This is a genomic window from Sphingomonas sp. Leaf17, assembly GCF_001421505.1.
Lineage (GTDB): Bacteria > Pseudomonadota > Alphaproteobacteria > Sphingomonadales > Sphingomonadaceae > Sphingomonas.
Genome location: NZ_LMKL01000006.1, coordinates 224,429 through 249,660 on the forward strand (window position 1 = coordinate 224,429; position 25,232 = coordinate 249,660).

The following is a 25,232-nucleotide window of genomic DNA, read 5'->3' on the forward strand; positions in this document are numbered from 1 at the left end:
TTGGGCGATCGTTATGGATTCTCAACGACCAGAAAGGGCTATCATGAAGACCACGCTGATTATCGCGCTGTCGCTCACCGCGGCCGCACCGGCATTCGCCCAGACACAGACCGCTCCGGCCCAGACAGCACCGGCCCAGACCGCTCCAGCCCAGCCCGCGACCGGCACAGCGGCGACCGCTACGGCCGCGACGCCCACCGTCGGCGCTACCGTGTACGACCCGGCCGGCACCCCCGCCGGCACCATCAAGACCGTCGACGCCGCGTCAGTGCTGATCTCGACCGGCACCAACGACGTGGCCGTGCCGATGTCGGCGATCGGGTCGTCGCCAAAGGGCGTGACCGTCAGCCTGACCCGCGCACAGCTTGATGCCGCCGCCACCGAGGCAAAGGCCGCCGCAGCCGCGCAGGTGAAGGCCCAGCTCGTTCCCGGCACCTCGGTCAGCAGCCTGAATGGGGGCGCGGTTCTCGGCACGATCAAGTCGGCCGATGCCGAATTCGTCACGTTGACCACCCCCAAGGGTGACGTGAAGCTGCCCGTCACCGGCTTTGCCGCCGGTCCGAACGGCGTGATCCTGGGCCTGACCGCCGCGCAGTTCGACGCCGTCGTCTCGGGCGCGAAGTAAACGAACGGCCCTGCCCTCTTGGGGGCGGGGCCGACACGGACGTAGAGCGACGCCCTGTCGGTGCGTTTTGCCGGCACGGTGGAAAATGGTGCGCCCGGAGCGATTCGAACGCCCGGCCCTCAGATTCGTAGTCTGATGCTCTATCCAGCTGAGCTACGGGCGCACAAAGCCCAAATGGTGCACCCGACTGGATTCGAACCAGTGGCCCCTGCCTTCGGAGGGCAGTGCTCTATCCAGCTGAGCTACGGGTGCCCCTGGAGCGGCTCGCCTAGCAAAGCCGCGCCGGACACGCCAGCAGTTTTCGCTATTTGGCGGCCGGCTCGGGTGTCTTGGGCTTGTAGGCACACAGGTCCGCCACCGGGCAGCGCCAGCATTCCGGTCGCCGCGCCTTGCAGATATAGCGGCCGTGCAGGATCAGCCAGTGATGCGCGTGCAGCCGGAACGGCTGTGGCGTCGCCCTGTCCAGCTTCAGTTCGACCGCCAGCGGCGTCTTGCCGCGCGCCAGACCGGTACGGTTGCCGACCCGGAAGATGTGGGTGTCGACCGCGAACGTCTCCGCGCCAAACGCCACGTTCATCACGACATTAGCGGTCTTGCGTCCGACGCCGGGCAGCGTTTCCAGCGCATCGCGGTCGTTGGGCACGATCCCGTCATACCGGTCGATCAGCGCCTGCGACAGCGCGATGACGTTCTTGGCCTTGGTATTGAACAGGCCGATCGTCCTGATATGTCCCTTCAGCGCGTCCTCGCCCAGCGCGACCATCTTTTCGGGCGTGTCGACCTCCGCGAACAGGGCGCGCGTCGCCTTGTTCACGCCGACATCGGTCGCCTGCGCCGACAACGCCACCGCCACCAACAGGGTATAGGCATTAACCGATTCCAGCTCGGTTTCGGGATGCGGATTGTCGGCGGCGAGGCGCGCGTAGAATTCGGCGACGTCGGCCTTCTTCACAGCGCCAGCACATCGCCCATCGTGTAGCGCCCGGCTGGCTGGCCGACCAGCCACAGGGCCGCGCGCACCGCGCCCTTGGCAAAGATCGACCGGTCCTCGCCACGGTGGTTCAGCTCGATCCGTTCGCCCTCGCTGGCGAAGATCACGCTGTGGTCGCCGACCACCGACCCGCCGCGCAACGACGCGAAGCCGATCGTCCCTTCGCTGCGCGCACCGGTCAGGCCGGAACGGTCATCGACGCGCACTTCGGACAGCGTGGTCCCGCGCGCGGTCGCCGCCGCCTCACCCAGCAGGTTGGCGGTGCCCGAAGGCGCATCGACCTTGTGCCGGTGGTGCATCTCGACGATCTCGATATCCCAGTCGGCTCCCAGCCGGGCCGCGGCCTGCGCCACCAGTTCGCGCAGCAAGGTTACGCCGACCGAGGTATTGCCGGTCTGCAACACCGCGATATCGGCGGCGGCCGCGTCGATCGCGGCGTGATGGGCCGCACTCAGCCCGGTCGTGCCGATCACCATCGGCGTGCCCGCCGCCCGCGCCGCCGCCAGATGCGATTCCAGCGCGGACGGGGTCGAAAAGTCGACCAGCACGTCCGACAGCGCGGCCAGCGGGGCCGGATCGCCGCCGGCATCGACACCGCCGGACAGGTCGGCCCCGTGCAGTTCGATCGTGTCGGCGATCGCCCGACCCATCCGTCCTGCGCTGCCGTAGATACCGATCGCGGTCATGAATACTCCCGTGGAATGCTGGTGAACTGTCAGGATCGAAGGCGACGCCGCGATGACAGAAGCGGGCGGTTCGCGACAGGCCTAATACCAACGGCTCGTCGTTTGTCGGCGCTCGACCCGCCCGGCCGGAACGGGGACGACGCCGGGCCGTTGGTTGCGGGATATTTCTGTCGAGGATCGTCATCATGGCCCGCCCCATCGCCTACAGCCCCGCCCTCGAAACGCGGGAGCCCGACGAGACGGACACCAGCGTCGGCCTGCGCGAACAACTGCACACGATCCTTGAAACCACGGCGAGCGATTACGGCCACGCCGTGCGATCGGTCCATGCGAAGGGTCATGCGCTGGTCGATGCACGGCTGGAGGTGCTGGACAACCTGCCGCCGGAACTGGCGCAGGGGCTGTTCGCGACGCCCGGTCGCCATGACGCGATCCTTCGTTTTTCGACCAATGCCGGCGACATCCTGACCGACAAGATCTCGCTGCCCCGCGGCGTGGCCATCAAGATCCTCGGCGTCGAGGGCGACAGGCTGCCCGGGTCGGAGGACAGCCGGGCACAGGATCTGCTGATGATCAACGCGCCGGTCTTCGCCGCGCCGACCGCAAAGGCGTTCCTCGGCAACCTCAAGCTGCTGACCAAGACCACCGATCGCGCCGAAGGTGCAAAGGTCGCACTGTCCGCGCTGCTGCGCTGGACCGAAAAGGCCATCGAGGCCGTTGGCGGGGAGAGCGCGACGCTCAAGACCCTGGGGGGCGCCCCGCACGTCCACCCGCTCGGCGAGCAGTATTTCACCGCCACCGCCTTTCGCTACGGCGACCATGTCGCCAAGCTGTCGCTGGTGCCGGTGTCGCCGTCACTTACCCGCTTCTCGGGCGAGGAGATCGCGATCGACGGCCGTGACGACGCGCTGCGCGAGGAGATTGATTCCGGCTTCGACCAGGGGGGAACCTGGGAGTTGCGCGTCCAGCTCTGCATCGACGCCGAGGCGATGCCGATCGAGGATGCAACGGTCGAATGGGATCAGGCCGCCAGCCCCTATGTCACCGTCGCCCGCCTGATCGCCGGGCCGCAGTCGACCTGGGCCGGCGACACGAGCATCGGGCGCGAGGATAGCTTGTCGTTCAGCCCATGGCATGGGCTGGCGGCGCACCAGCCGCTCGGGCGGATCAACCGCGTCCGCAAGCCGGCCTATGAAATGTCGGCCGATTTTCGCGCGCGGGTCAATGGCTGTCCGATGCACGAACCGATGTCGCATGCGGATTGACCGAAGGGCGGCCAAGAAACGCCGCCGCAAGGTCGGGGCGGACCCGCAACAGCCGACCGGTCGCGCGGTCGATCAGCGCCCAGGTCGTCACCGCCTCCACCTTCACCCGTCCATCGGCACCGACGAAGCGGACATGGCGATCGAAGCGCGCACCCTTGGGTGGTTCGGGTACCCAGGTTTCGCCGGTGACGGTTTCACCGGCGACAACGTTGCCGCGATAGTCGATCGCATGCCGCGTCACGACCCAGGCATGCGCGGCGCGCTGGTCCTCGGTGGCGACGGCGTCCCAATGCGCGGTCGCGATCCGCTGGATCCACTGGACCCAGACCGCATTGTTGACGTGGCCCAGTTCGTCGATGTCGTCCGCGCCGGCGGTGATGGCAAGCGTGAAGCCCGTCATCGCCCGCTGCGCCACCGCATCGCGCCCCGTATCGCCAAGCCGATCACCAGCAGACTGGCCGCCACGATCAGCAACGTCTGCCGATCCAGCCGAACCCGCCCGACCAGTTCGGCAAATCCTTCACCGAAAACATAGCCGATCGTCGCGAACAGCATGCCCCACAGCGCCGCCGCCAGCGCGTTCAGCGGCACGAACGTCGCGGTCGGAATATGGCTGGTGCCGACCGCGACCGGGCTGATCGTCCGCAAGCCATAGAGGAAGCGGAAACCGAGGATGAAGGCCCTAGGGTGCCGTTCCAGCGTCGTCAACGCCCGTGCGAAGGCCGGTCGCGCCGTCAGCCGCGCCACCCAGGCCGACTGGCGAAACCGCCGGCCGATCGTGAAGAATATCTGGTCGGAGGCGAACGACCCCACCGCCGCCGCGACCATGACCAGCGGCAGTGACAACAGCCCCTGATGCGCCATCAGCCCGCCGATCACGACCGCCGTCTCGCCCTCGATCCCCGCCCCCAGCACCACCGCGAGCAGGCCATAGTCCGCGACGAAGGTCTCGATCGTCACGCAGGCACGCCCAGTTGCCACAGGACGAAGGCATGCTCCTCTGCCGCTTCCCGCAGCGATTCGAACCGGCCGGACTTGCCGCCATGGCCCGCGCCCATATTGGTCTTCAGCAGCAGGATGTTGTCATCGGTCTTGGTGGCGCGCAGTTTCGCCGCCCACTTCGCCGGTTCCCAATACGTCACGCGCGGGTCGTTCAGCCCGCCCGAGATGAACATCGGCGGATAGGCCTGCGCCCGCACGTTGTCATAGGGGCTGTAGCTGTGGATCAGGTCGAACGCGGCCTTGTCCTCGATCGGGTTGCCCCATTCGGGCCATTCGCCCGGCGTCAGCGGCAGGTCGGCATCCAGCATCGTATTCAGCACATCGACGAACGGCACGTCGGCGATGACTGCGCCCCACAGGTCGGGATCGGAATTGACGACCGCGCCCATCAGCTCGCCACCCGCCGATCGCCCGGCGATGGCGATCCGCCCCGCGCTGGTCCACCCGTCCGCCACCAGCCCGCGCGCGACATCGACGAAATCGTCGAACGTGTTGGTGCGCTTGGTCAGCTTGCCGTCGAGATACCATTGCTGGCCCAGATCGTCGCCGCCGCGGATATGCGCGATGGCGTAGGCGAAGCCGCGATCGAGCAGCGACAGCCGCCCGGTCGAGAAGCCCGGCGGAATCGCATAGCCATAGGCCCCATAGGCATAGAGGAACAACGGCCGGCTGCCGTCCTTCGGAAAATCCTTCGGATAGACGATCGACACCGGGATCAGCGTGCCGTCGCGGGCCGTGATCTTCAGCCGTTCGGTGCGATAGCCGTCGGCGTCGTAACCGGACGGAATCTCCTGCACCTTCAGCGTGGTCAGTGCGCCGCTGGCGACGTCGTAATCATAGACGGTGCCCGGCGTGACCATCGATTCATAGCCGACGCGCAAGACCTCCATGTCATATTCGGGATTGTCGCCAAGCCCGGCGTCATAGCTCGCCTCGGGAAACGCGATCCGCTTCGGCCTGCCGCCGTCGTATGAATGGATCTCGATCTGATCGAGGCCGTCCTCGCGCCCGTCGACGATGAAGAACTTCGCGTAGCACTCGACGCCGGTCATGTAGAAATGCTCGGACGGGCCGATCAGCTCGGTCCATTCGCCCGGCGTCTCGACGGGGGCGGTGACCAGCCGGAAGTTCGGATGCACGTCGTTGGTGTGGATGAACAGCGTCCCGTCATGCTCGTCCACGTCATATTCCCGCCCCTCCTTGCGTGCCGACACCAGCATCGGCGTCGCGAGCGGATCGTTGGCGGGCAGCAGATAGATTTCGGTCGTGACATGGTCGCCGGTCGACAGGACGATCCACTTGCGCGAACTCGTCTCGCCGACGCTGACACGGTAGCCCTCGTCCGCCTCGGTGAAGATCACGACGTCGTCGGTGACCGGCGTGTGCAGCCGGTGGAAACGCGCATTGTCGGTCCGCCACTGGTCGTTGGCCAGGCCGTACAGGAAGCCACTGTCGTCGCCCGCCCAGACGATTTCGGACAACATGCCCGGAATCACCTCGGGCAGGTGCTCGCCGGTGGCCAGGTCCTTGACCCGCACCTCGAACCGCTCGCCACCGTCATCGTCGATCGCATAGGCCAGATAGCGCCCGGAATTGGACACGCTGAACGCGCCCAGCCGGAAATATTCGTGCCCCTCGGCCAGCGCCGGTTCGTCGAGCAGCAGCTCGTCCGCGCCACCCGAGACTGGCTTGCGCCACCATTTGCGATACTGGCCGCCGGTTTCGTACGCGGTCCAGTAATACCAGTCGCCGTCCTTCTGCGGCACGCTGGAATCGTCCTCCTTGATGCGCGCCTTCATCTCCTCGTACAACGTGTCGACGGCCGGTTTGTGCGGGGCCATCACACCCTCGAAATACGCGTTCTCCTCGGCGAGATAGGCGAGCACGTCGGCGTCCTCGATCTCCGGATAGTTCGGGTCTTTCAACCAAGCGTAAGGATCCTCGATCGTCACCCCGTGCGCGGTGAAGCTGTGCGGGCGGGTTTCGGCGCGTGGGGGAGTGTTCGTCATGGCGTCGTCCTAGCCGGAGGGCGGGGTCGGCGTCGATACAATCCTCCCGGTAGGGGATGAGGTGCCCCAATCCTATCGTTGCTCCACCCCGGCGGAGGCCTGGGTGGTACGCACGTCTTGGAGTGGAAGCCCAACAAACCCCATTGCCGCCCTCCGCGCCGATCCGGTACGCCCCTCACCCAGAAACGGAGCCTGCCCCATGTCCCCCTACCCCGCCCGCCTCGCTGCCCTTCGCGCCCACCTGTCCGGGCAGGAGCTGGACGGCTTCGTCGTGCCGCTGACGGACGAGCACATGTCCGAATATGTCGGCGACTATGCGCAGCGGCTGGGCTGGCTGACCGGGTTCGGCGGATCGGCCGGATCAGCGGTCGTCCTGAAAACCCGCGCCGCGATCTTCACCGATGGCCGCTACACGTTGCAGGTCCGCGAACAGGTGTCGGCCGACGACTGGGACTATGTGCCGGTGCCGGCCACCAGCATCGCCGACTGGCTGGGCGCGCACGCCCGGGCCGGCGACCGGATCGGCTACGATCCGTGGCTGCACACGCGCGGCTGGGTGGCGGACGCGCAGGCCGCGCTCGCCGATCGTGGCGCGACTTTGGTCGCGGTCGAGGCCAACCCGATCGACGCGGTCTGGACCGACCGCCCCGCCCCGTCACCCGCACCGATGGCCGTCCATGACGACGCGCTGGCCGGTGCGTCATCGGCGCAGAAGCGGCAGGCGGTGGCTGAATGGCTGGCGGGCATCGAGGCAGACGCGGTCGTCCTGTCGGCGCTCGATTCGATCGCGTGGCTGCTGAACGTGCGCGGCGGCGACGTCGCGCACACGCCGGTGACCCTGTCCTACGCCATCGTCGGGCGTGACGGGACGACCGACCTGTTCGTCGCCCCGGACAAGGTCGGCGACGCGGTCCACCAGCATCTTGGCAACGCCGTCCGGGTGCGTGACCGCGCCGACTTCGCATCCGCGCTGACGGGCTATGCGGGCCAGCGCGTCGCCGCCGATCCCGAACGCGCGGTCGCCGCGATCTTCGCCGCGCTGGAGCGTGACGGTGCGAAGGTCGTCGCCACGCGCGATCCCGTCGTGCTGGCCAAGGCGATCAAGAACCCGGCCGAGGTCGATGGCCACCGTGCGGCGTCGGTGCGCGACGGCGCGGCGCTGACCCGCTTCCTGCGCTGGGTCGAGGCGGAATGTCCCAAGGGCGGGCAGACCGAACTCTCCGCCGCCGCGCGCCTGCTTGCCTTGCGCGAGGAATCGGGGCTGCTGAAGGACGTATCGTTCAGCACCATTTCCGCCACCGGCGCGCATGGTGCCTCGCCACATTACCACGTCACCGAGGACTCGAACGCGCCGATCGAACTCGGCCAGCTTTTCCTGATCGATTCGGGCGGCCAATATGCCGACGGCACCACCGACGTGACGCGCGTGATGCCGATCGGCGACCCGACGCCGGAGATGCGCGACCGCTTCACCCGCGTTCTCAAGGGGCATATCGGCCTGGCCACCGCGGTATTCCCCGACGGGACGCTTGGCGGGCACCTCGATGCGCTGGCACGACGACCGCTGTGGGAGGCGGGACTGGATTACGCCCACGGCACCGGTCACGGCATCGGCGCCTATCTGGCGGTGCATGAAGGGCCGCAGCGGATCGCCGCGCCCAACTACCCCGGCGGCGGACCGATGGAACCCTTGCGCGCCGGCATGATACTGTCGAACGAGCCGGGATACTACAAGGCCGGCGAATACGGCATCCGCATCGAGAACCTCGTGCTGGTCGAGCCACGCGACATTCCGGGTGCGGACCGGGCGATGCTGGGGTTCGAGACGCTGACCTTCGCGCCGATCGAACGCACGCTGATCGACGCATCGCTGCTGACCCCAGCGGAGCGCGACTGGCTCGACGCCTATCACGCGCGGGTGCTGGCGACGTTGGGACCGGTGCTGGATGCCGCCACCCGCGACTGGCTGACGGCGAAGTGCGCACCGATCGCGCACGCCTGAGAACCGGCGGCGCGGGGTCAGTCCTTGTCGGGGTCTGGCACCGTCGCCGGTGCCTCACCCCGCGCCTGCGCCTTGCGCCGCCGGAGGTTCTGCCGAAGCGCCGCCGCCAGCCGCGCGGCCTTTTCTTCCTTTTCCGTCATATCCCAAGCCTAAACCTGCATCGCCTGCCTTGACAATCTTTCCCGGGTCGTCTCTTAGGCCCGCTCCACCGCTCGACGGTGGTGTGCGCTGCTGTAGCTCAGTGGTAGAGCGCGTCATTGGTAATGACGAGGTCGGGAGTTCAATCCTCCCCAGCAGCACCATTTTTCCGATATCACGGCAATGCCACGGCCCGCCGGGCAAGGGGCGGTAATCCCCGCCGCCTGCGTTCACGCCATCGGGCGGGCACGGGCCATCGTTCTGGCGCTGGCGCTGTGATGCGCGTGGCAGATCGCCACCGCCAGCGCGTCGGCGGCGTCGGGGCCGTCGATCTTCACGCCAGGCAGCAGCACCCCGATCATCGCCTGCACCTGCGTCTTTTCAGCGTTGCCGTTACCGACCACCGATTTCTTGACGACGCTCGCCTTGTACTCGCCGACGTCGACGCCCGCGCGCGCGGCCGCGCACAGCACGACGCCGCGCGCCTGCCCCAGTTTGAGCGTGGTGACCGCGTTGGAATTGACAAACACCTCCTCGACCGCCGCCGCGTCGGGCGCATGGTCGATCACCAGCGCGGCCAGCATCGCGTCGAGATGCGCGAGCCGACGCGCGAGCGGGGCCTTGGTGTCGGTGCACAACCGCCCGTTGGCGATATGCGTCAGCCGGTTGCCCTCGGCCCGGATCAAACCCCAGCCGGTGGTGCCGAGGCCGGGGTCGAGGCCGAGGACGATCATGCGCTCAACCCAGCTTTTCCATCACGTCATCGGAGATTTCGTAATTCGCCCACACGGTCTGGACGTCGTCATCCTCGTCCAGCGCGTCGAGCAGCTTGAACAGCGTGGCGGCATCGCCCTCGCCGACATCGACCATCGTCTGCGGACGCCAGGCGAGTTTCGCGCCCTCCGCCTCGCCCAGCACCGGCTCCAGCGCCTTGACGACCTCGTGCAGCGACCCCTGATCGGTCCAGATCTCGTGACCGTCGTCGCTCGACGTGACGTCCTCGGCACCCGCCTCCAGCGCCGCCTCGAAGACCTTCTCCGCATCGCCGGCGGACGCCGGATAGTTGATGAGACCAAGCCGGTCGAACGCATGGCTGACCGCACCCGGCGCGCCCAGATTGCCGCCATTCTTGCTGACCGCGACGCGGACGTTGGTCGCGGTACGGTTGCGGTTGTCGCTCAGCGCCTCGATGATGAGGCTGACGCCACCGGGGCCAAAGCCCTCGTAACGGATTTCCTCGTAATTCTCGGTGTCGCCGCGGCTCGCCTTGTCGATCGAACGCTGGATATTGTCCTTGGGCACCGACTGCGCCTTGGCCGCGTTCACCGCCATGCGCAGGCGCGGGTTCATGTCGGGATCGGGCAGCCCCATCTTGGCGGCCACGGTAATTTCGCGGCACAGCTTGCTGAAGATGTTGGAGCGCTTCTTGTCCTGCGCACCCTTACGATGCTTGATGTTCGCGTATTTGGAATGGCCTGCCATGGGTCGCCTCTGAATGGATGCGCCGGGTCTTAATCGTCGCGCGCCGATTTCGCCAGTGCATCGATTTTCGCTGCCAGCACCGCCCGCGGCGTGCCGGGCAGGGCTGGCGCGTGTCGTGCGGGGCCGTGGTCGCCGTGGGTCGTGCCGTTTCATGGGGTCACGATCGCGGACGCAAGGCCCCGCCACACGCTGCAAATTGAAGGCTTCGTCATGCGGTATATCATGCCCCCGCCGCAATCCGCTTGCCCCGCCCCGCCCGCATACGCCAAACGCGCCCCATGACCGTACGCGTGAACATGGGAACCGACGGCGCAGGGGCCGCCGTCGCGATCGACCTGGAGGAACTGCTCGCCACCCGATTGCTGGTTCAGGGCAATTCGGGATCGGGGAAATCGCATCTGCTGCGCCGCCTGCTCGAACGATCGGCGGGTCAGGTGCAGCAGGTCATCATCGACCCCGAGGGTGATTTCGTCACCCTGTCCGGGGCCTATGGCCACACCGTGATCGACGCCGGCGAATATAGCGAGCGCGAGGTCGCACGGTTTGCCGCGCGCATCCGCCAGCACCGCGCCTCGGTCGTGCTCAGCCTGGAGGGGCTTGAGGTCGAGGGCCAGATGCGCTGCGCCGCCTCCTTCCTGTCGGCGATGTTCGATGCCCCGCGCGAACATTGGTATCCCGCCCTCGTGGTGGTCGACGAGGCGCAGCTGTTCGCCCCTGCGGCGGCCGGTGAGGTGAACGAGGAGGTCCGCCGCGCCTCGCTGTCGGCGATGACGAACCTGATGTGTCGCGGACGCAAACGCGGCCTTGCCGGCGTCATCGCCACGCAGCGTCTGGCCAAGCTGGCCAAGAACGTCGCGGCGGAGGCGTCGAACTTCCTGATGGGCCGCACCTTTCTCGACATCGACATGGCGCGCGCGGCCGACCTGCTCGGCATGGACCGGCGACAGGCGGAGACGATTCGCGAGCTTCAGCGCGGGACGTTCCTCGCATTGGGGCCGGCGGTGTCCAGGCGGCCGATCTCGGTCAAGATCGGCTCGGTCGAAACGTCGGCGCGCAGCGGCAGTCCGAAACTCACCCCGCTGCCGACCGCGCCCGCCGCCGACATGAAGGACCTGCTGTTCGCGCCGGTCGATCCGCTGCCGGAGTTCAATTTCGGCCCCGAACCCAAGGTGTCGGTGCCCGCCGACACGCTGATCGAGGATTTCGCGAAGGTCGCCCCGGCCCCGGCGGCGAGCGCGGTGCCCGACAAGACGCCCGAGGCGGTCGAGGCCATCGTCGCCGACGTGATGCGCGCGATCGTCGAGGACCGAGAATCGGCCCTGCGTGCGCCGGCTGTGCTGTTCCAGGATTTCCAGGTCCGCTGCCGGATGGCCGATCTGGCGCGGCCACCGGTCGACCTGTCCGCCTTCGTCCGACGGCTGAGCTGCGCGCGGGCCGGGATCTTCGACCTGACCGATCCCGACTGGACGGCCGCGCTGGAGGTGGCCAGCGCCTTGCCCGACGACATGCTCGGTGCGTTCCTCGTCGTCGCCCGTGCGGCGCGCGACGGCGATCCCTGCCCGTCCGACCTGCGCATTGCGGAAGTGTACGGCACCAGTTCGCTCGGCCGCGTGCGACGGCTGCTGGCGAATATCGAATCGCGGGAGCTGTTCGTGTGCCGCGTCGACATGGGCGGCAAGCGGTCGATCACCGTGCCGCGGCTGGGATGGACGACGCAACCGGCGGAGGCGGCGTGAGCGCGGGAACACACGCCGTCAGATCAGGAGGGTTACAACCAACCCGACGACACCCCCCGCCTGCACCATCGCGATCCGGTCAAGCCGGCCAGCGAACGGCTGTTTGCGCGTCTTGTGACGAAACCGCCGCCGCGCCCAGATCGCGCCCGGACTGCCGCCGGCGACCGCCAGCCACAATAGCGTCGATTCGCGCGTTCGCCGCGCACCCCGAACCGCCAGCGCCTTGTCACGCCGGAACGCGACGACGGCGGCGAAATTGACCGCCAGCAGGTAACAGACAAGGGCAAGGATCAACGCCGTGCCCCCGCCGCGTCGGGCCGCCGCCCCGGCACCACCGGGCACGGCGACCCGGTCATCAGATCATGCCAAGCGCGGTCATGTAGGTTTCGAGGATGGTCTCCTCCTCCTGATATTCTTCCTTCTTCTTCTTGCGGATACTCATGATCTTGCGGATCGCCTTGGTGTCGTAGCCACGCGATTTTGCCTCGGCCATCACGTCCTTGATGTCGTCGGCGATGCCCTTCTTCTCTTCTTCCAGTCGCTCGGCGCGCTCGATCAGCAGCCGCAGTTCGTCCGCGGCGACCGATCCGCCGCCCATGCCGTGTTGGCGTTCGTCCGTCATGATGTTCCCCCTGGCCGCTTCGGACCCGATGCGTGATGTGATCCCCGATTCGTCGCGACGCGATACGCGCGCAGACGACGGGGATGCGGACGGCGCGTCTAGGCGGTTCGCGCGCGCCGCTCAAGGCGAGCGTTAACCAACGGTCGCGTTAACCCTCATGCGTTCTTCTTCACGCTCTCCGCCATGCGCGCCAGCTGCTCCGGCGTCGCCTCGCCGGCTTGCGCCTTCCACTGCGCGTAGGGCATCCCGTAAATGGCCTCTCGCGCGGCGTCCTTGCCCAGCGTGCCGCCGCTCGCCTCGTGCGTCCAGTCGGACAGGCAGTTGCGGCAGAATCCGGCGAGGCCCATCAGATCGACATTGGCCGCATCGTCGCGGTGGCGCAGGTGCAGGACCAGCCGGCGGAACGCCGCGGCGGCCGTAGCGTCGTCGATATCGTCAAGAGTAGCCATTACCTGTCGCTCCAAGGTTGATTGGCGCGAGATAGGCGGTAGAGCCTGCCGGGCAAAGTCCCGAGGATGTTTTCGTATGACCAAGGCCATATCCCCCCGATCGCGTAAGGTCCGCATTCTCGCAACGCTCGGCCCGGCCAGCAGCACGCGCGAGATGATCGCCACTCTGTTCGAGGCAGGGGCCGATGCGTTCCGAATCAACATGAGCCACGGCGATCAGGCGTCGAAGGTCGCGGTCGTAAAGGCGATTCGCTCGCTGGAGGCCGAATATCGTCGCCCGACGACGATCCTTGCCGATCTTCAGGGGCCGAAACTGCGCGTCGGCAAATTCGATGGCGGCCGCACCGTGCTGGTCACCGGATCGTCGTTCGTGCTCGACCGATCGACCGCACCCGGCGATGCGACCCGGGTCGAATTGCCGCATGACGAGATTTTCCAGGCGATCGAGCCGGGCGCCCGCCTGCTGCTCGACGACGGCAAGCTGGTGCTGCGCGTCACCGCTCACACCGCCGACACGATCACCACTCTTGTAGAGGTGGGCGGCGCGTTGTCGGACAAGAAGGGACTGAACGTCCCCGACGTCGTCGTCCCGGTCCCGGCGCTGACGCCCAAGGATCGCAGCGACCTCGACTGGGCGGTCGACCAGGGCGTCGACTGGATCGCCCTGTCGTTCGTGCAGCGGCCCGAGGATCTGTGGGAAGCGCGCAAGCTGATCGGCGGCAAGGCGGCGCTGCTCGCCAAGATCGAAAAGCCGGCCGCGATCGAGCGGCTGGAGGAGATCGTCGAGGCGTGTGACGGTGTGATGGTCGCACGCGGCGACCTTGGCGTCGAAATGCCACCCGAGCAGGTACCGCCGCTGCAAAAGCGTATCGTCGAGGTATCGCGCCGGATGGGCCGCCCGGTGGTGGTCGCGACGCAGATGCTCGAATCGATGATCCTCAGCCCGTCGCCGACCCGCGCGGAAGTATCGGACGTGGCCACAGCCATCTATGATGGTGCCGATGCCATCATGCTGTCGGCCGAAAGCGCCGCCGGTGCCTGGCCGACCGAATCGGTGGCGATGATGAACGCGATCGGCAACGCGGTGGAGCGCGATCCCGGCCACGGCGACCGCGTCCACTTTACCGTGATGAAGCCCGATCCGACGACCGCCGATGCGTTGTCGGAAGCAGCAAAGAACATCGCGTCGACCGTGTCGGCCGCCGCGATCATCTGCTTCACCACCTCCGGCTCGACCGCCCGCCGCGTGGCGCGCGAGCGGCCGTCGGTGCCGTTGCTGGTCCTGACCCCCGAACTGGAAACCGCACGCCGCCTTGGCCTGTTGTGGGGCACCCACGCGGTCCACACCAAGGACGTCAGCTCGTTCGAGGAAATGGTCGCAAAGGCCAAGCGCATGGCCCTGCGCCACGGCATCGCCCGTGCCGGCGACAGCATCATCGTGATGGCCGGCGTCCCCTTCCGCACGCCCGGTTCGACCAATGTGCTGCACGTCGTGCGCGTGACCGGCGACGAACTGAAGAACTACGACTGATCGCATATCCCCTCCACCGGCGACGATGATCGCCGGTGGAGGGGCATCGGCCCGGCACGGGCTGACGGGCTGCCTACAGCCCCTCGTTCACCCAATGGGCGTTGGACAACCGGCGCGCCAGATCGGCGCACTGGCGGCGCAGGTCCGGCACCGCGACGATTTCCCAGAAGCTTCCGCGCGTCATCGGCCCCACGCAGTAGATATCCGACTGCGCTCGCCCCGCGCTGTCGACGACCCGCGATCCGTCGTCCACGTCGATGCCAAGCCGCAGCGCGTCCGCCCGGATCATGCCGCCGTCGATCAACTGGCGCAGCAAAGCCTCGTCGCTGCGCAGCACGTCGCCCTGCGGACCGGTGCAGTTGACGATCCGCCGCGCCGTCGTCTCGATCCGGTGCGCCTGCCCGCGCGGTCGCCAGCTCAGGCGCGCGCCCGCGCCATCCGCCTCCACCGTGACGATCTTGCCGGCCGCGAAGGTCAGCCGCCCCGCGGCGACCAGCGCGTCGATCCGGTCGGCCACCGCCGGGGCCAGCCGGTGGCGGTGCACGTCCCAGAACGGTCGCGCATGGCGCAGGAAGCGCTGGCGGGTCACGGCGTCGGCGCGCGCCCACCACCGCTGGGTCACCGGGCGCAGCGCATCCACTGCTGCCCGCCAGCCCTTCACCGCCGCATCGGCGCGAAGCTGCGCGACCAGCGCGGACAGCGGCTGGTCCGGCGTGTCGGTCGATCCCGGCGGCGCGGCCGGCGCACCATCGACGTGCCGACGCGGCGACAGGCCGCGCCGCGACAGCGCGAGGATGTTCCCCTCGAACCCCGCCGCATCCAGTTGCAGCGCCATGTCGATCGCGGTCAGGCCCGATCCGACCAGCACGACGCGGTCGGCGGCGGAAAGGCCAGCGGCGGGGTCCTGCGTCCATGGATTGTGGACATAGACGTCGGTCGGCAGCGCGGCCGGGTCGATACCGGGCGGCACATGCGGCGGCAGGTTGCCGACCGCCAGCACGACCGCATCCGCCGTCAGTGTCGAGCCGTCCGACAGCGCAAGCCGGATCATGCCATCCGCCCGGTCGACCGCCAGCACCTCACCCGCGATCGTGTCCAGCCGCGCGCCCGCCGCCGCCCGCGTTTCGGCCAGCATCTCGCGCAGATACGCGCCATAGGTGGCGCGCGCGACAAAGCTGGTGGGTGAACCGCCCTCACCCTCCCGCGCCGCAAGCCAGCGCGTGAAATGCGCGGGATCGTCGGGAAAGGCGCTCATCGCCGCGGCGCGGACGTTCAGCAACTGGCTGGGATGCGCGGTGCCATAGGCGATGCCCCGGCCAAGCCGCGCCGGCGTGCGCTCGACCAAAGTCGTGCGCGGCCCGCCGAAGCGGAACAGGTTGATCGCCATCAACGCACCGCTGAAGCCGCCGCCAACGATGACGACATGGCTGTCGGGGGTCAGCCATTGCGGCGCGGTCGGGCGAGGAATATCCGTCATGCGGGTTTCATACGCACAACCGGGTGCCATTGGCATAGCCCGTGTCGACCGCCCGCCGCCGACCGGACACGCCCTCCCTTCCAGACCGGTGGCCCGGACAAAAAAAGGCCCGGTACGTCGCCGTACCGGGCTGGAGGTGGTCCGCAGGAGGAACCGCTGGAGGTGGGGGCGATTGTGCCGCCCCCATCCAATCTCAGTTGTAGGCGCGCTCGCCGTGCTCGCCGAGGTCGAGGCCTTCGCGCTCCACCTCTTCGGATACCCGCAAGCCGGTCAGCGCCTTGGCGACGTACATCGCGATGACGGTGGCAATCGTTGCCCAGATGATGGTCGCACCGACGGCGATGACCTGCGTCACGATCTGGCTGGCGATGCTGAAATCGGGCTTGCCGGGACCGCCGAACGCCGGGGCATAGACGATGCCAGTGCCGATCGCGCCGATCATGCCGCCGATGCCGTGGATGCCGAACGCGTCGAGCGCGTCGTCATAACCAAGCTTCGGCTTCAGGAACGATACCGCATAGTAGCAGACCACCGAGGCGAGCGCGCCGAGGATGATCGCGCCGAACGGACCGGAATTGCCCGCCGCCGGCGTGACGGCGACCAGACCGGCGATGATACCCGAGCAGAAGCCCAGCGCTGACCCCTTGTGGCCGTTGACCCGCTCCACCAGCATCCAGGCAAGCCCTGCCGAGGCGGTGGCAACGAAGGTGTTGATCATCGCGAGTGCCGCCGAGCCGTTGGCCTCCAGCGCAGACCCTGCGTTGAAGCCGAACCAGCCGACCCAGAGCAGGCCGGTGCCGATGCCGGTCATCGTCATCGAATGCGGCACGATCCGCTCGGTCGGATAGCCCAGCCGCTTGCCGAGGATCAGCGACGCGACCAGCGCCGAGACACCGGCGTTGACGTGGACCACGGTACCGCCGGCAAAGTCCAGCGCGCCCATCTTGAAGAACACGCCGCCCGATGCCCAGACCATGTGCGCGATCGGGAAATAGGCCAGCGTCAGCCAGACGATGGCAAAGACCATCACCGCCGAGAACTTCATCCGTTCGACGACCGACCCCAGCACCAGCGCGACGGTGATCGCGGCAAAGGTCATCTGGAACGCGATGAAGACATATTCGGGGATCGCGACGCCGGCGGTGAAGGTCGCCGCTGTCGAATCCGGCGTGATGCCGGCCAGGAACGCCTTGCCGAAGCCGGAGATGAACGCGCCGCCACCATCGCCGAACGCCATCGTGTAGCCATACATGACCCACAGCAGCATTGCGAGACACGCGACCGCGCCGATCTGGGTCATCACCGACAGCATGTTCTTGGCGCGCGTCAGGCCGCCGTAGAACAGCGCCAGGCCCGGCAGGATCATCATCAGGACCAGAACGGTCGACGTCATCATCCAGGCGGTGTCGCCCTTGTTGACGGTGACAGCCGGTGCGGCGGCCGCCGCCTCCTGCGCCCAGGCGGGCATGGCCGCGAACAGGACAGCGGCAGCGCCGGCCCCCGCGGCGATCTTGCCTGTGGAAACTCTCATCGCGTGCTTCATCGTTCCCCCCACCATGTCAGAGTGCCGTTTCGTCGGTTTCGCCGGTGCGGATCCGCACCGCCTGACCGACGTCGAGCACGAAGATCTTGCCGTCGCCGATCGCGCCGGTGTTCGCCGATGCCTGGATCGCCTCGACCGCGCGGTCGGCGACGTCAGCGGCGCAGACGACCTCGATCTTGATCTTGGGCACCATGTTGGTGCTGTATTCGGCCCCGCGATAGATTTCGGTCTGGCCCTTCTGGCGGCCGAACCCCTTCACCTCGCTGACGGTCATGCCGGCGACACCGACCGCGGTCAGCGCCTCGCGCACTTCGTCGAGCTTGAACGGTTTGATGATGGCTATGACGAGTTTCAACCCAAAGCCCCCCTTGGCGATTATGTCCCGGGGATCGGTATCGCAATCATCGTGCCATGTGCGAAACGGCCTTGAACACGGCCGGCAGGCAGGCGGCAAAGGTCAACAAAGCGTAAAAATATGGGCAGGCCCCACGATTTGCCCGAAAATCAGGCAGCGATGATCGCGCGCGCCGCGTCCAGATCCTCGTCATCGACCATCACCCGGACCGGCACCAGCAGCCAGCTGCCATCGCCGATCGAGGCATTGCCGTCGAACGCGATCGCCGGGATGCCCTCGCTCTCCAGACGGCCGACGATGATATGCGCTTCGTTCCGGTCGAAGCGGCCCAGTTCGGCAAGGCTCATCGGTGCATCCTCGTTGACGGGTCAGGGACGTGCGCATAGTATTTGCGCATGAAACATGCTGCCATCTCGCCACCCCGGAAGCGGGCCGTCAATCTCTCGCTGGAGGAACAGACGGTGATTGATGCACGCGCACTTGGCATTAACCTGTCCGAGCATTGCCAGAAGGCGCTGGCGGCTGAAGTAAAGCGCGAACACGAACGCCGTTGGAAGGAGGAGAACCGGGAGGCGATCGAACTGCACAACGCCTGGGTGGAGAAGAACGGCCTGCCCCTCGAAAAATACCGCATGTTTTAATGGCGCAGTTCGACATTTACCTTACGGGATCAAATGATCTGCTGCTGGACTGCCAATCGGACCTGCTGTCTCATTACAACAGCCGTTTGGTAGTGCCGCTGATCCCGGTGAGTGACGAATTACCATCAATGCGTCGGCTTAATCCGATCTTTTCGATCGACGGGGTAGACCGGATGATGATGACGGAATTTGCGGCGGCAATATCGGTCTATCGTCTTGGCCAACGGGTCGGATCGCTCGCCGACCACGACCTGACCATCAAGGCCGCGTTCGACGTTCTCCTCACCGGCTACTGACGCCGCCTCACACCGCCGTTCCGCCGACCGTCAACCCCTCGACCAGCAGGGTCGGTTGGCCGACACCGGCCGGGACGCTCTGCCCACCCTTGCCGCAGACGCCGATCCCCTCGTCCAGCGCGAAGTCGTTGCCGATGCCCCGCACCTTGGTCAGCACGGTCGGGCCGTCGCCGATCAGCGTCGCGCCCTTGATGGGAGCACCGATCCGGCCTTTCTCGATTCGGTACGCCTCGGTGCAGGAGAACACGAACTTGCCGGACACGATATCGACCTGACCGCCGCCGAAGCTCTTGGCGAAGATGCCGGTCTTGACCCGGCTCAGCAGCTCGGCCGGATCGTCGGTGCCGCCCTTCATGAAGGTGTTGGTCATGCGCGGCATCGGCGCGTGCGCGAAGCTTTCGCGGCGGCCGTTGCCGGTCGGCGCGACGCCCATCAGCCGCGCGTTGAGGCGGTCGTGGATATAGCCCTTCAGGATGCCGTCCTCGATCAGGATATTCTCCTGCGTCGGCGTGCCCTCGTCGTCGATCGACAGTGACCCGCGCAGGTCGGCGAGGCTGCCATCGTCGACCACGGTGACGCCCGGCGCCGCGACCCGCTCGCCGATCCGGCCGGAGAAAGCGGAGGTTCCCTTGCGATTGAAGTCGCCCTCCAGTCCGTGGCCGATCGCCTCGTGCAGCAGGATGCCGGGCCAGCCCGACCCGAGCAGCACGGTCATCTCGCCGGCCGGCGCGGCGACCGACTCCAGATTGACCAGTCCTTGCGCCAGCGCCTCGTCGATACCGCGATTCCACGTCGCCGGATCCATCAGCCGGTTATAGAGATAGCGGCCGCCGATTCCGAAGCTGCCGGTCTCGCGCCGGCCATTTTGTTCGACCACGATCTGGATGTTCAGGCGGACCAGCGGCCGGACGTCGGTGGCGACGAAGCCGTCGGGCCGGACGACCTCAACCACGCCCCAGGTGCCCGACAGGCTGACGGAGACCTGCGCGACGCGGGGGTCGCGGGCGCGGGCGGCGGCGTCGATCGTCTGGCACAGGTTCACCTTGTCGGCGAACGGCACCAGATCGAGCGGATCGGCGTCGGTGTAGAGATGCCGGTTGGTCGCGCGCGGCGGCGGAGCCTTCGCGGCGGTCGACGGGTCGATCAGCGCCATCGTCTCGCCCGCGCGCTTGATCGCGGCCTCCGACAGTTCGTTGGCGTGGGCGAACGCGGTCATCTCGCCCGACACGGCGCGCAGGCCGAAACCGCTGTGCGTGTCATAGGCGGCGGTCTTCAGCCGGCCATCGTCGAAGCCGAACGCCTCGCTGCGGCGATATTGCAGATAGAGTTCGCCGTCATCGGCCTTGGTCAGCGCGGCGGCGGTCAGGGCCTGCGCGGCGTCGGGCGATAGGCCGTCGCGGTACAGGAACGAGCGGGGGTCTGCGGTTATCATACCGGGGAATATAGGGACGCGGCCGGCGGGGTAAATGGCTGCGAAGTTGACGACCTGCATCAGAGACGGTGTCGTTTTGTCAACTTTGGGGTGGGAAGCGCGCACTCGTCAGCGGGTTTGCGGGTTCCTGTGTTCGCGGGAACACGGGGGAGATATGGCCGGGCGTCATCCGACGGTTGTGCCGGGGGATTTCCAACATTGGTAGGGGGAAAGTGGGGCCGCTATCCGGACAGGGGCCGCCGCGGCGAAGCCGCGTCGTCGGACGACGCAACCTTCGGCTGGTCGCCGGCCGGCCTCGCGCCTGTGGTTCGTGCTTTGCCGAACCGGCGCCGCGGCAAAGCCGCGTCGTCGGGCGATCCGGCTTTCAGCCGGTCGCCGGCCGGCCTTGCGCCGGTAGCCCGGGCGAGGCCGGGCCGGCGCCGCGGCTCAGCGTCCCGCCCCGTCCCCGTGATCCTTCAACGTCGACTGATCCGCACCATCGGCCGGACCGCCGACGAGGATGAAGCGCCGGTCGCAGTATCCGCAGTCAACATAGCCGGTGTCGTCGATCTCCAGCCAGACGCGCGGGTGGCCGAGCGCGGCACCGCCGGGGATGTCGGTGGACCCGTCGCAGGCGACGCGATTGTGGGTGACGCGGGTGGTTTCGGGCGGCGGGAGCATCTGCGCGGGATAGCAAGTGCCGACACCCGCTTCAATCGCGTTCTTGTGCGGCGCAAGGCCCGCGCGCTAAGGCCTGCTCCCATGACAGACATTCCCACGACCGAAGCCGCCATCCGCATCGAGGGCCTGTCCAAGACCTATGAGGGCGGCAAGCGCGCGCTCGACGACGTGACGTTCGACGTGCCGCGCGGTCAGATCTTCGGCCTGCTGGGACCGAATGGCGCCGGCAAGTCGACGCTCATCAACATCTTGGCCGGGCTGGTGAACAAGACCGGCGGCACCGCGTCGATCTGGGGCTTCGACATCGACGCGCACCCGCGCAACGCCAAGGCGTCGATCGGCATCGTCAACCAGGAGATCCTGTTCGACCCGTTCTTCACGCCGATCGAGACGCTGGAGTTGCAGGCCGGGCTGTACGGCGTGCCCAAGTCCGAACGCCGGTCGATGGAATTGCTGCGCGCGGTACATCTGGAGGACAAGGCGACCGCCTATGCCCGCACGCTGTCGGGCGGGATGAAGCGGCGGCTGATGGTGGCCAAGGCGATGGTCCATTCGCCGCCGGTGCTGGTGCTGGACGAACCGACCGCAGGCGTCGACATCGAACTGCGGCAACAGCTGTGGACCTATGTCCGCTCGCTGAACGAACGCGGCGTGACGGTCGTGCTGACGACGCACTATCTGGAGGAGGCGGAGCAGTTGTGCGACCGCATCGCCATCATCAACCAGGGCAAGCTGATCGCCAACGAACCGACCCGCGAACTGGTCGGCAAGGCGCAGGAAAAGATCGTCGCGGTGACGGTCGACCGCGACGTGACCGCCGTGCCCGAGCACGGCATCTTCCAGAAGATCGCGCTGAAGGGCGCGCGCACGCTGGAGATCACTTATTCAAAGGACCGGGTGAATGCGGGTCAGGTGCTGGCGGCGGTGACGGCGGATGGCTACGGCATCGTGGATGTGACGACCAAGGAAGCGGATCTGGAGGACGTGTTTTTAAGTCTGACCCGGGCGGCGAACGGGTGAGCGGCGGCGGATGCCTCAGCCATCCAGTGCTTATCTACCGCTGACCGTCTACGCTGCGGATGGCAGCTGATGTGGCCTGCCTCATCGCACCCACCATGCCCTCGCGTCAGATTTCTGCGTGGATCGGCCTGTTGAAATTGCGACACATTGTACCGATGCAAGTTTGTGAATTTTTCGCCTGCAAGAACGGCCAATATCTAATCAGATTTAGATGCACCATGAATCACATCGGATGTGCCGTTATATCGTAAATAGATTTGCGATGCAGAAGCTTTAATTTGCCGATACGCGCGTTAGTCTAGGTGTGCTGAAAATTATGACATTATCACTTTTATATTGTATAACATGTTTATTGGTTGTCGTTTTATTTCGGGAGAGGCAGATTGTTTCTATCGGCTATAATTCTAATGGCGGCTGATGTTGCGGTAGCCATACCAAAAAAATCAGTCATTTGCGCAGTCGGACATGTCGCTATTCGCGATATACCGGATATCAACAGAAATGTTGGTGCTGATTATTATTACTATCAGCGTGGTCCAATTTACATATGTCCCAAACTTAAAAAAGCGCTGCCCGCCGGCTATTCAGAAGCCACCAGTGATGCCCAGATGCGAGCAGGCATCCACGGGCCTGTGCTCGAGTCCTCCCTCCGCTCCGCCTTCATATATGCGATTAGCACACCGACATTCAGCGCCGATCTAAAATCCGCTACCGTGCGTTTCGATTATGAATGTACCGGGCTTTGCGGTGGAGCTTATGAGGCACGGTACGTCTTGACCCGCGACGGATGGCAACGTGAGGGTGGGCTTCAGTGGTTATACGTCTCATAGGACAGCAGCGCTGGCTGACCGGCCACGCACCCACCCAGACGCCATCGTCGCTTCTGACGCGAAGCACCCCGCATCACCCAATGCCCAGAAATACCGCCAGTGACCGCGTTACCGCCAGCATCGTCTCCGCATCTGCGTGACCGATCACCGTACCGACCCGGTCGCGTTTCACGGACATGGTCTTGTCGATCATGACCTGCGACGGCTTGCGCAGGCCGTTGGTGGCGGTCGGTTCGATCGTCACCCGGATCAGTGGGGCGTCGACCAGCATTCCCGTTACCAGCAGGACGGTGACCGTCCCGGTCTGATCGAACTGGTCGGCCTGGATAACGAGCGCGGGGCGGGGTTTGCCGAAATCGCCGGACAGCGCGATCGTGACGAGGTCGCCGCGCTTCACGCCTTGGCTTCGGGATCGAGATCGGCGGGATCGAGATCGATCAGCGCCGCGTCGAGGAAGCTGTCCAGATCATGGTCGGCGTCATCGGCGGCGGCAACGATCTGCGCCTGACGTCGACATTCGTCGGCGAAGCCCGGCTGGCGTGTGTCGGGCACCCAGATCTGGATCGGACGCAGGCCGGCCGCGCGCAGGGTTTCGCGACGCTGCCGGACCCGTTGCTGGACGGACATGGCCATGGTTGCTCCTTCGACTGTTCGTTACATGTAACACCGATTCGACGGTTGCACCATAGCCCGGAGTATCGCGCCCCTTCCCTCCCGCGCCCACCCATGCGCATAGGAACCGCTTCCGCAATTTCGCAGGCCCTGGCCAATGACTTCCTCCTCCACCGACGTCCTCATCATTGGCTCCGGCGCGGCGGGCCTTACCGCCGCACTGAACCTGGCCGACCGGTTCACCGTGACGGTGCTGGCCAAGGGCGCGCTGAACGAGGGGTCGACCGCGTGGGCGCAAGGGGGGATCGCCGCGGTGCTGGAACCCGGCGACACGTTCGACAACCATGTCGAGGATACGATGGTCGCAGGCGCTGGCCTGAACGACCGGGCGATCGTCGAGATGGTGGTGGAGGGCGCGCCGGCGGCGATCGAGCGGCTGACCCGGCTGGGCGTGCCGTTCGAGACCGAGGGCAACGAGTTGCACCTGACGCGCGAGGGCGGGCACAGCCACCGCCGCATCGTCCATGTCGCCGACGCGACCGGGTGGGCGGTGCAGGAGGCGTTGCAGCGCGCGGCGGAGGCGCATCCGAACATCACCCTCGTCCCCGATCAGGTCGCGATCGACCTGGCCACCAGCCGGCATGAGGAACGCTATTCGGGCGCGGGCAATGTCTGGGGCGTCTATGCGGTCGACCGGCGCAGCGGCCGCGTGAACCTGTACACCGCGCGCGCGACGGTGCTGGCGACCGGCGGGGCGGGCCGGACCTATCTGTTCTCCACGGCACCACGCGGGGCGACGGGGGACGGAATCGCGATGGCGTGGCGCGCGGGCGCGCGGGTGTCGAACATGGAAATGATGCAGTTCCACCCGACCTGCCTGTACAATCTGGAGGTCAAGAACTTCCTGATTACCGAAGCCGTGCGCGGCGAGGGCGGGCGGTTGCTGAACCCGAAAACCGGCCACCGCTTCATGCCCGACATCGACCCGCGCGCGGAACTGGCCCCGCGCGACGTGGTGGCGCGCGCGATCGACGCCGAGATCAAGCGCGACGGGCTGGATTACGTCCATCTCGACATCAGCCACATGCCCGAGGATTTCATCCGGCATCACTTCCCCAACATCCACGACAAGCTGATCGGGCTTGGCATCGACATGACGAAGCAGCCGATCCCGGTGGTACCGGCGCAGCATTACACCTGTGGCGGCGTGGTCATCGACCGCGACGGGCGCACCGACCTGCCCGGCCTGTACGCGGCGGGCGAATGCAGCGAATCGGGCCTGCACGGTGCGAACCGGCTGGCGTCCAATTCGCTGCTGGAATGTTTCGTGTTCGGGGAGGCGGTCGCCAACCACATCGCCGCCAACTGGGACGCGCTGCCGCCGCCGCCGCCGATCCGCCCGTGGGACGAAAGCCGGGTCGCGGATTCGGACGAGGAAGTGGTCATCAAGCAGAACTGGACCGAGATCCGCCGCTTCATGTGGAATTACGTCGGCATCGTCCGCACGACCAAGCGGCTGGAACGCGCGCAGCACCGGATCAAGATGCTGACCGACGAGGTGGCGGACTATTACGGCCATTTCCGCGTGACGCCGGACCTGATCGAACTGCGCAACCTGTTGCAGACCGCCGACCTGATCGTCCGGTCCGCGCTGCATCGGCATGAAAGCCGGGGGCTGCACTTCACGCTGGATTATCCGGACATGCTGCCGGAGGCGGTGGACACGGTGCTGGTCCCGTAACGCGGCCGGCGGCGTCCCACCCGTTCCTCCATCCGACCCGGTTGGCGTCCGCTTCGTCGCACCGGCCGTCGGAGCATGGTACGCGGT

Annotated in this window: 28 protein-coding genes and 3 tRNA genes; 10 read left to right on the forward strand and 21 right to left on the reverse strand. The window is 66.7% G+C overall.

All coding sequences use genetic code 11. The features are described 5' to 3' along the window. Window positions 1-43: 43 nt before the first annotated feature. On the forward strand, window positions 44-625 hold the full coding sequence (locus tag ASE75_RS10115) for a hypothetical protein (protein WP_055932833.1): 582 nt from the start codon (window positions 44-46) through the stop codon (window positions 623-625). Between the two features lie 86 nt (window positions 626-711). Here the strand turns inward: ASE75_RS10115 and ASE75_RS10120 are convergent. From ASE75_RS10120 to dapB, 4 genes are all read right to left on the reverse strand, one after another. Next, window positions 712-788, reverse strand: a tRNA-Arg gene (locus ASE75_RS10120). A 12-nt stretch (window positions 789-800) separates the two neighbouring features. After that, window positions 801-877 (reverse strand) — tRNA-Arg (locus ASE75_RS10125). A 52-nt stretch (window positions 878-929) separates the two neighbouring features. After that, a complete protein-coding gene (gene nth / locus ASE75_RS10130) occupies window positions 930-1,577 on the reverse strand; it encodes an endonuclease III (protein ID WP_055932836.1) in 648 nt (215 codons plus the stop codon). Further along, the gene (gene dapB, locus ASE75_RS10135) at window positions 1,574-2,302 is read right to left on the reverse strand and encodes a 4-hydroxy-tetrahydrodipicolinate reductase (RefSeq protein ID WP_055932839.1); all 729 of its coding nucleotides are present in this window, start codon (window positions 2,300-2,302) and stop codon (window positions 1,574-1,576) included. Before dapB ends, nth begins: the two co-directional genes overlap by 4 nt. Before the next feature lie 185 nt (window positions 2,303-2,487). On the opposite strand from dapB, the gene ASE75_RS10140 reads away from it, so the two are divergent. Further along, complete coding sequence (locus ASE75_RS10140) at window positions 2,488-3,567, forward strand: catalase family protein (protein WP_055932842.1); 1,080 nt, start codon at window positions 2,488-2,490, stop codon at window positions 3,565-3,567. Here ASE75_RS10140 and ASE75_RS10145 read toward each other — a convergent pair. The 3 genes from ASE75_RS10145 to ASE75_RS10155 are packed head-to-tail and all read right to left on the reverse strand — an operon-like array spanning window position 3,524 to window position 6,578. After that, complete coding sequence (locus ASE75_RS10145; protein ID WP_156340377.1) at window positions 3,524-3,967, reverse strand: acyl-CoA thioesterase; 444 nt, start codon at window positions 3,965-3,967, stop codon at window positions 3,524-3,526. The genes ASE75_RS10140 and ASE75_RS10145 overlap by 44 nt on opposite strands. Next, on the reverse strand, window positions 3,964-4,527 hold the full coding sequence (locus ASE75_RS10150) for a DedA family protein (protein WP_055932848.1): 564 nt from the start codon (window positions 4,525-4,527) through the stop codon (window positions 3,964-3,966). Before ASE75_RS10150 ends, ASE75_RS10145 begins: the two co-directional genes overlap by 4 nt. Beyond that, complete coding sequence (locus tag ASE75_RS10155) at window positions 4,524-6,578, reverse strand: S9 family peptidase (RefSeq protein WP_055932852.1); 2,055 nt, start codon at window positions 6,576-6,578, stop codon at window positions 4,524-4,526. Before ASE75_RS10155 ends, ASE75_RS10150 begins: the two co-directional genes overlap by 4 nt. Before the next feature lie 199 nt (window positions 6,579-6,777). Here ASE75_RS10155 and ASE75_RS10160 point away from each other — a divergent pair, with 199 nt between their 5' ends. Next, window positions 6,778-8,580 (forward strand): aminopeptidase P family protein, encoded by a 1,803-nt coding sequence (locus ASE75_RS10160; RefSeq protein ID WP_055932855.1) that lies wholly within the window; start codon window positions 6,778-6,780, stop codon window positions 8,578-8,580. Between the two features lie 17 nt (window positions 8,581-8,597). On the opposite strand, the gene ASE75_RS16035 is transcribed toward ASE75_RS10160, so the two are convergent. Further along, window positions 8,598-8,720 (reverse strand): hypothetical protein, encoded by a 123-nt coding sequence (locus ASE75_RS16035; RefSeq protein ID WP_268796035.1) that lies wholly within the window; start codon window positions 8,718-8,720, stop codon window positions 8,598-8,600. 87 nt (window positions 8,721-8,807) lie between these two features. Here ASE75_RS16035 and ASE75_RS10165 point away from each other — a divergent pair. Beyond that, window positions 8,808-8,882, forward strand: a tRNA-Thr gene (locus tag ASE75_RS10165). A 66-nt stretch (window positions 8,883-8,948) separates the two neighbouring features. Here the strand turns inward: ASE75_RS10165 and ruvC are convergent. Continuing rightward, window positions 8,949-9,452: a crossover junction endodeoxyribonuclease RuvC gene (gene ruvC, locus ASE75_RS10170; RefSeq protein ID WP_055932858.1), complete on the reverse strand. Its 504-nt coding sequence runs from the start codon at window positions 9,450-9,452 to the stop codon at window positions 8,949-8,951. A gap of 4 nt (window positions 9,453-9,456) precedes the next feature. Then, complete coding sequence (locus ASE75_RS10175) at window positions 9,457-10,200, reverse strand: YebC/PmpR family DNA-binding transcriptional regulator (protein WP_055932861.1); 744 nt, start codon at window positions 10,198-10,200, stop codon at window positions 9,457-9,459. A gap of 278 nt (window positions 10,201-10,478) precedes the next feature. Here ASE75_RS10175 and ASE75_RS10180 point away from each other — a divergent pair, with 278 nt between their 5' ends. Next, window positions 10,479-11,936, forward strand: a complete 1,458-nt coding sequence (locus tag ASE75_RS10180; protein ID WP_055932864.1) for an ATP-binding protein — start codon at window positions 10,479-10,481, stop codon at window positions 11,934-11,936. A gap of 18 nt (window positions 11,937-11,954) precedes the next feature. Here ASE75_RS10180 and ASE75_RS10185 read toward each other — a convergent pair whose 3' ends face one another. The 3 genes from ASE75_RS10185 to ASE75_RS10195 all read right to left on the reverse strand — a co-directional run bounded on the left by ASE75_RS10185 (window position 11,955) and on the right by ASE75_RS10195 (window position 13,007). Then, on the reverse strand, window positions 11,955-12,230 hold the full coding sequence (locus ASE75_RS10185) for a DUF1294 domain-containing protein (RefSeq protein WP_082463928.1): 276 nt from the start codon (window positions 12,228-12,230) through the stop codon (window positions 11,955-11,957). 61 nt (window positions 12,231-12,291) lie between these two features. Continuing rightward, window positions 12,292-12,534: a DUF2312 domain-containing protein gene (locus ASE75_RS10190; protein WP_200922350.1), complete on the reverse strand. Its 243-nt coding sequence runs from the start codon at window positions 12,532-12,534 to the stop codon at window positions 12,292-12,294. Window positions 12,535-12,713: 179 nt separating this feature from the next. Next, window positions 12,714-13,007, reverse strand: a complete 294-nt coding sequence (locus tag ASE75_RS10195; protein WP_055932874.1) for a DUF1244 domain-containing protein — start codon at window positions 13,005-13,007, stop codon at window positions 12,714-12,716. Between the two features lie 76 nt (window positions 13,008-13,083). Here ASE75_RS10195 and pyk point away from each other — a divergent pair, with 76 nt between their 5' ends. Next, on the forward strand, window positions 13,084-14,538 hold the full coding sequence (gene pyk / locus ASE75_RS10200; RefSeq protein ID WP_055932876.1) for a pyruvate kinase: 1,455 nt from the start codon (window positions 13,084-13,086) through the stop codon (window positions 14,536-14,538). A 73-nt stretch (window positions 14,539-14,611) separates the two neighbouring features. Here pyk and ASE75_RS10205 read toward each other — a convergent pair whose 3' ends face one another. The 4 genes from ASE75_RS10205 to ASE75_RS10220 all read right to left on the reverse strand — a co-directional run bounded on the left by ASE75_RS10205 (window position 14,612) and on the right by ASE75_RS10220 (window position 18,260). Continuing rightward, a complete protein-coding gene (locus tag ASE75_RS10205) occupies window positions 14,612-16,015 on the reverse strand; it encodes an FAD/NAD(P)-binding protein (protein WP_055932879.1) in 1,404 nt (467 codons plus the stop codon). Between the two features lie 193 nt (window positions 16,016-16,208). Beyond that, window positions 16,209-17,546 (reverse strand): ammonium transporter, encoded by a 1,338-nt coding sequence (locus ASE75_RS10210; RefSeq protein ID WP_055933353.1) that lies wholly within the window; start codon window positions 17,544-17,546, stop codon window positions 16,209-16,211. 28 nt (window positions 17,547-17,574) lie between these two features. After that, window positions 17,575-17,913 (reverse strand): P-II family nitrogen regulator, encoded by a 339-nt coding sequence (locus ASE75_RS10215; RefSeq protein ID WP_055932883.1) that lies wholly within the window; start codon window positions 17,911-17,913, stop codon window positions 17,575-17,577. A 149-nt stretch (window positions 17,914-18,062) separates the two neighbouring features. Beyond that, the gene (locus ASE75_RS10220; RefSeq protein ID WP_055932886.1) at window positions 18,063-18,260 is read right to left on the reverse strand and encodes a putative signal transducing protein; all 198 of its coding nucleotides are present in this window, start codon (window positions 18,258-18,260) and stop codon (window positions 18,063-18,065) included. A gap of 48 nt (window positions 18,261-18,308) precedes the next feature. Between ASE75_RS10220 and ASE75_RS10225 the strand changes: the two genes are divergently transcribed. Both ASE75_RS10225 and ASE75_RS10230 read left to right on the forward strand, forming a co-directional pair. Continuing rightward, on the forward strand, window positions 18,309-18,554 hold the full coding sequence (locus tag ASE75_RS10225) for a type II toxin-antitoxin system CcdA family antitoxin (protein WP_055932890.1): 246 nt from the start codon (window positions 18,309-18,311) through the stop codon (window positions 18,552-18,554). Continuing rightward, window positions 18,554-18,850, forward strand: coding sequence for a CcdB family protein (locus ASE75_RS10230; RefSeq protein ID WP_055932893.1), 297 nt, complete (start codon window positions 18,554-18,556; stop codon window positions 18,848-18,850). The genes ASE75_RS10225 and ASE75_RS10230 overlap by 1 nt, the downstream gene beginning before the upstream one ends. Window positions 18,851-18,857: 7 nt before the next feature. On the opposite strand, the gene tldD is transcribed toward ASE75_RS10230, so the two are convergent. Further along, on the reverse strand, window positions 18,858-20,282 hold the full coding sequence (gene tldD, locus ASE75_RS10235; protein WP_055932896.1) for a metalloprotease TldD: 1,425 nt from the start codon (window positions 20,280-20,282) through the stop codon (window positions 18,858-18,860). A gap of 426 nt (window positions 20,283-20,708) precedes the next feature. Then, a complete protein-coding gene (locus ASE75_RS10240; protein ID WP_055932899.1) occupies window positions 20,709-20,942 on the reverse strand; it encodes a zinc-finger domain-containing protein in 234 nt (77 codons plus the stop codon). A gap of 81 nt (window positions 20,943-21,023) precedes the next feature. On the opposite strand from ASE75_RS10240, the gene ASE75_RS10245 reads away from it, so the two are divergent. Continuing rightward, window positions 21,024-21,962 carry an ABC transporter ATP-binding protein gene (locus ASE75_RS10245; protein ID WP_055932904.1) on the forward strand — a complete coding sequence of 313 codons (939 nt, stop codon included), beginning with the start codon at window positions 21,024-21,026 and terminating at the stop codon, window positions 21,960-21,962. 903 nt (window positions 21,963-22,865) lie between these two features. On the opposite strand, the gene ASE75_RS10250 is transcribed toward ASE75_RS10245, so the two are convergent. After that, window positions 22,866-23,189, reverse strand: a complete 324-nt coding sequence (locus tag ASE75_RS10250; RefSeq protein WP_055932907.1) for a type II toxin-antitoxin system PemK/MazF family toxin — start codon at window positions 23,187-23,189, stop codon at window positions 22,866-22,868. Next, entirely contained in the window at window positions 23,186-23,425 is a 240-nt protein-coding gene (locus ASE75_RS10255; protein ID WP_055932911.1) for an antitoxin MazE family protein, read from the reverse strand. Before ASE75_RS10255 ends, ASE75_RS10250 begins: the two co-directional genes overlap by 4 nt. 136 nt (window positions 23,426-23,561) lie before the next feature. Between ASE75_RS10255 and nadB the strand changes: the two genes are divergently transcribed. Then, window positions 23,562-25,145 (forward strand): L-aspartate oxidase, encoded by a 1,584-nt coding sequence (gene nadB, locus ASE75_RS10260; RefSeq protein WP_055932914.1) that lies wholly within the window; start codon window positions 23,562-23,564, stop codon window positions 25,143-25,145. Window positions 25,146-25,232: the final 87 nt, after the last annotated feature.

Excerpts from the sequence above, each read along its gene's own strand:
- ASE75_RS10145 (WP_156340377.1), bottom strand. The coding sequence starts at position 3,967 with ATGACGGGCTTCACGCTTGCCATCACCGCCGGCGCGGACGACATCGAC.
- dapB (WP_055932839.1), bottom strand. The coding sequence starts at position 2,302 with ATGACCGCGATCGGTATCTACGGCAGCGCAGGACGGATGGGTCGGGCG.
- nadB (WP_055932914.1), top strand. The coding sequence starts at position 23,562 with ATGACTTCCTCCTCCACCGACGTCCTCATCATTGGCTCCGGCGCGGCG.
- ASE75_RS10255 (WP_055932911.1), bottom strand. The coding sequence starts at position 23,425 with ATGGCCATGTCCGTCCAGCAACGGGTCCGGCAGCGTCGCGAAACCCTG.
- ruvC (WP_055932858.1), bottom strand. The coding sequence starts at position 9,452 with ATGATCGTCCTCGGCCTCGACCCCGGCCTCGGCACCACCGGCTGGGGT.
- ASE75_RS10240 (WP_055932899.1), bottom strand. The coding sequence starts at position 20,942 with ATGCTCCCGCCGCCCGAAACCACCCGCGTCACCCACAATCGCGTCGCC.
- ASE75_RS10155 (WP_055932852.1), bottom strand. The coding sequence starts at position 6,578 with ATGACGAACACTCCCCCACGCGCCGAAACCCGCCCGCACAGCTTCACC.
- ASE75_RS10230 (WP_055932893.1), top strand. The coding sequence starts at position 18,554 with ATGGCGCAGTTCGACATTTACCTTACGGGATCAAATGATCTGCTGCTG.
- ASE75_RS16035 (WP_268796035.1), bottom strand. The coding sequence starts at position 8,720 with ATGACGGAAAAGGAAGAAAAGGCCGCGCGGCTGGCGGCGGCGCTTCGG.
- ASE75_RS10205 (WP_055932879.1), bottom strand. The coding sequence starts at position 16,015 with ATGACGGATATTCCTCGCCCGACCGCGCCGCAATGGCTGACCCCCGAC.
- ASE75_RS10245 (WP_055932904.1), top strand. The coding sequence starts at position 21,024 with ATGACAGACATTCCCACGACCGAAGCCGCCATCCGCATCGAGGGCCTG.
- ASE75_RS10140 (WP_055932842.1), top strand. The coding sequence starts at position 2,488 with ATGGCCCGCCCCATCGCCTACAGCCCCGCCCTCGAAACGCGGGAGCCC.
- tldD (WP_055932896.1), bottom strand. The coding sequence starts at position 20,282 with ATGATAACCGCAGACCCCCGCTCGTTCCTGTACCGCGACGGCCTATCG.
- ASE75_RS10160 (WP_055932855.1), top strand. The coding sequence starts at position 6,778 with ATGTCCCCCTACCCCGCCCGCCTCGCTGCCCTTCGCGCCCACCTGTCC.
- ASE75_RS10115 (WP_055932833.1), top strand. The coding sequence starts at position 44 with ATGAAGACCACGCTGATTATCGCGCTGTCGCTCACCGCGGCCGCACCG.
- ASE75_RS10180 (WP_055932864.1), top strand. The coding sequence starts at position 10,479 with ATGACCGTACGCGTGAACATGGGAACCGACGGCGCAGGGGCCGCCGTC.
- ASE75_RS10175 (WP_055932861.1), bottom strand. The coding sequence starts at position 10,200 with ATGGCAGGCCATTCCAAATACGCGAACATCAAGCATCGTAAGGGTGCG.
- ASE75_RS10210 (WP_055933353.1), bottom strand. The coding sequence starts at position 17,546 with ATGAGAGTTTCCACAGGCAAGATCGCCGCGGGGGCCGGCGCTGCCGCT.
- ASE75_RS10195 (WP_055932874.1), bottom strand. The coding sequence starts at position 13,007 with ATGGCTACTCTTGACGATATCGACGACGCTACGGCCGCCGCGGCGTTC.
- ASE75_RS10220 (WP_055932886.1), bottom strand. The coding sequence starts at position 18,260 with ATGAGCCTTGCCGAACTGGGCCGCTTCGACCGGAACGAAGCGCATATC.
- ASE75_RS10225 (WP_055932890.1), top strand. The coding sequence starts at position 18,309 with ATGAAACATGCTGCCATCTCGCCACCCCGGAAGCGGGCCGTCAATCTC.
- pyk (WP_055932876.1), top strand. The coding sequence starts at position 13,084 with ATGACCAAGGCCATATCCCCCCGATCGCGTAAGGTCCGCATTCTCGCA.
- ASE75_RS10190 (WP_200922350.1), bottom strand. The coding sequence starts at position 12,534 with ATGGGCGGCGGATCGGTCGCCGCGGACGAACTGCGGCTGCTGATCGAG.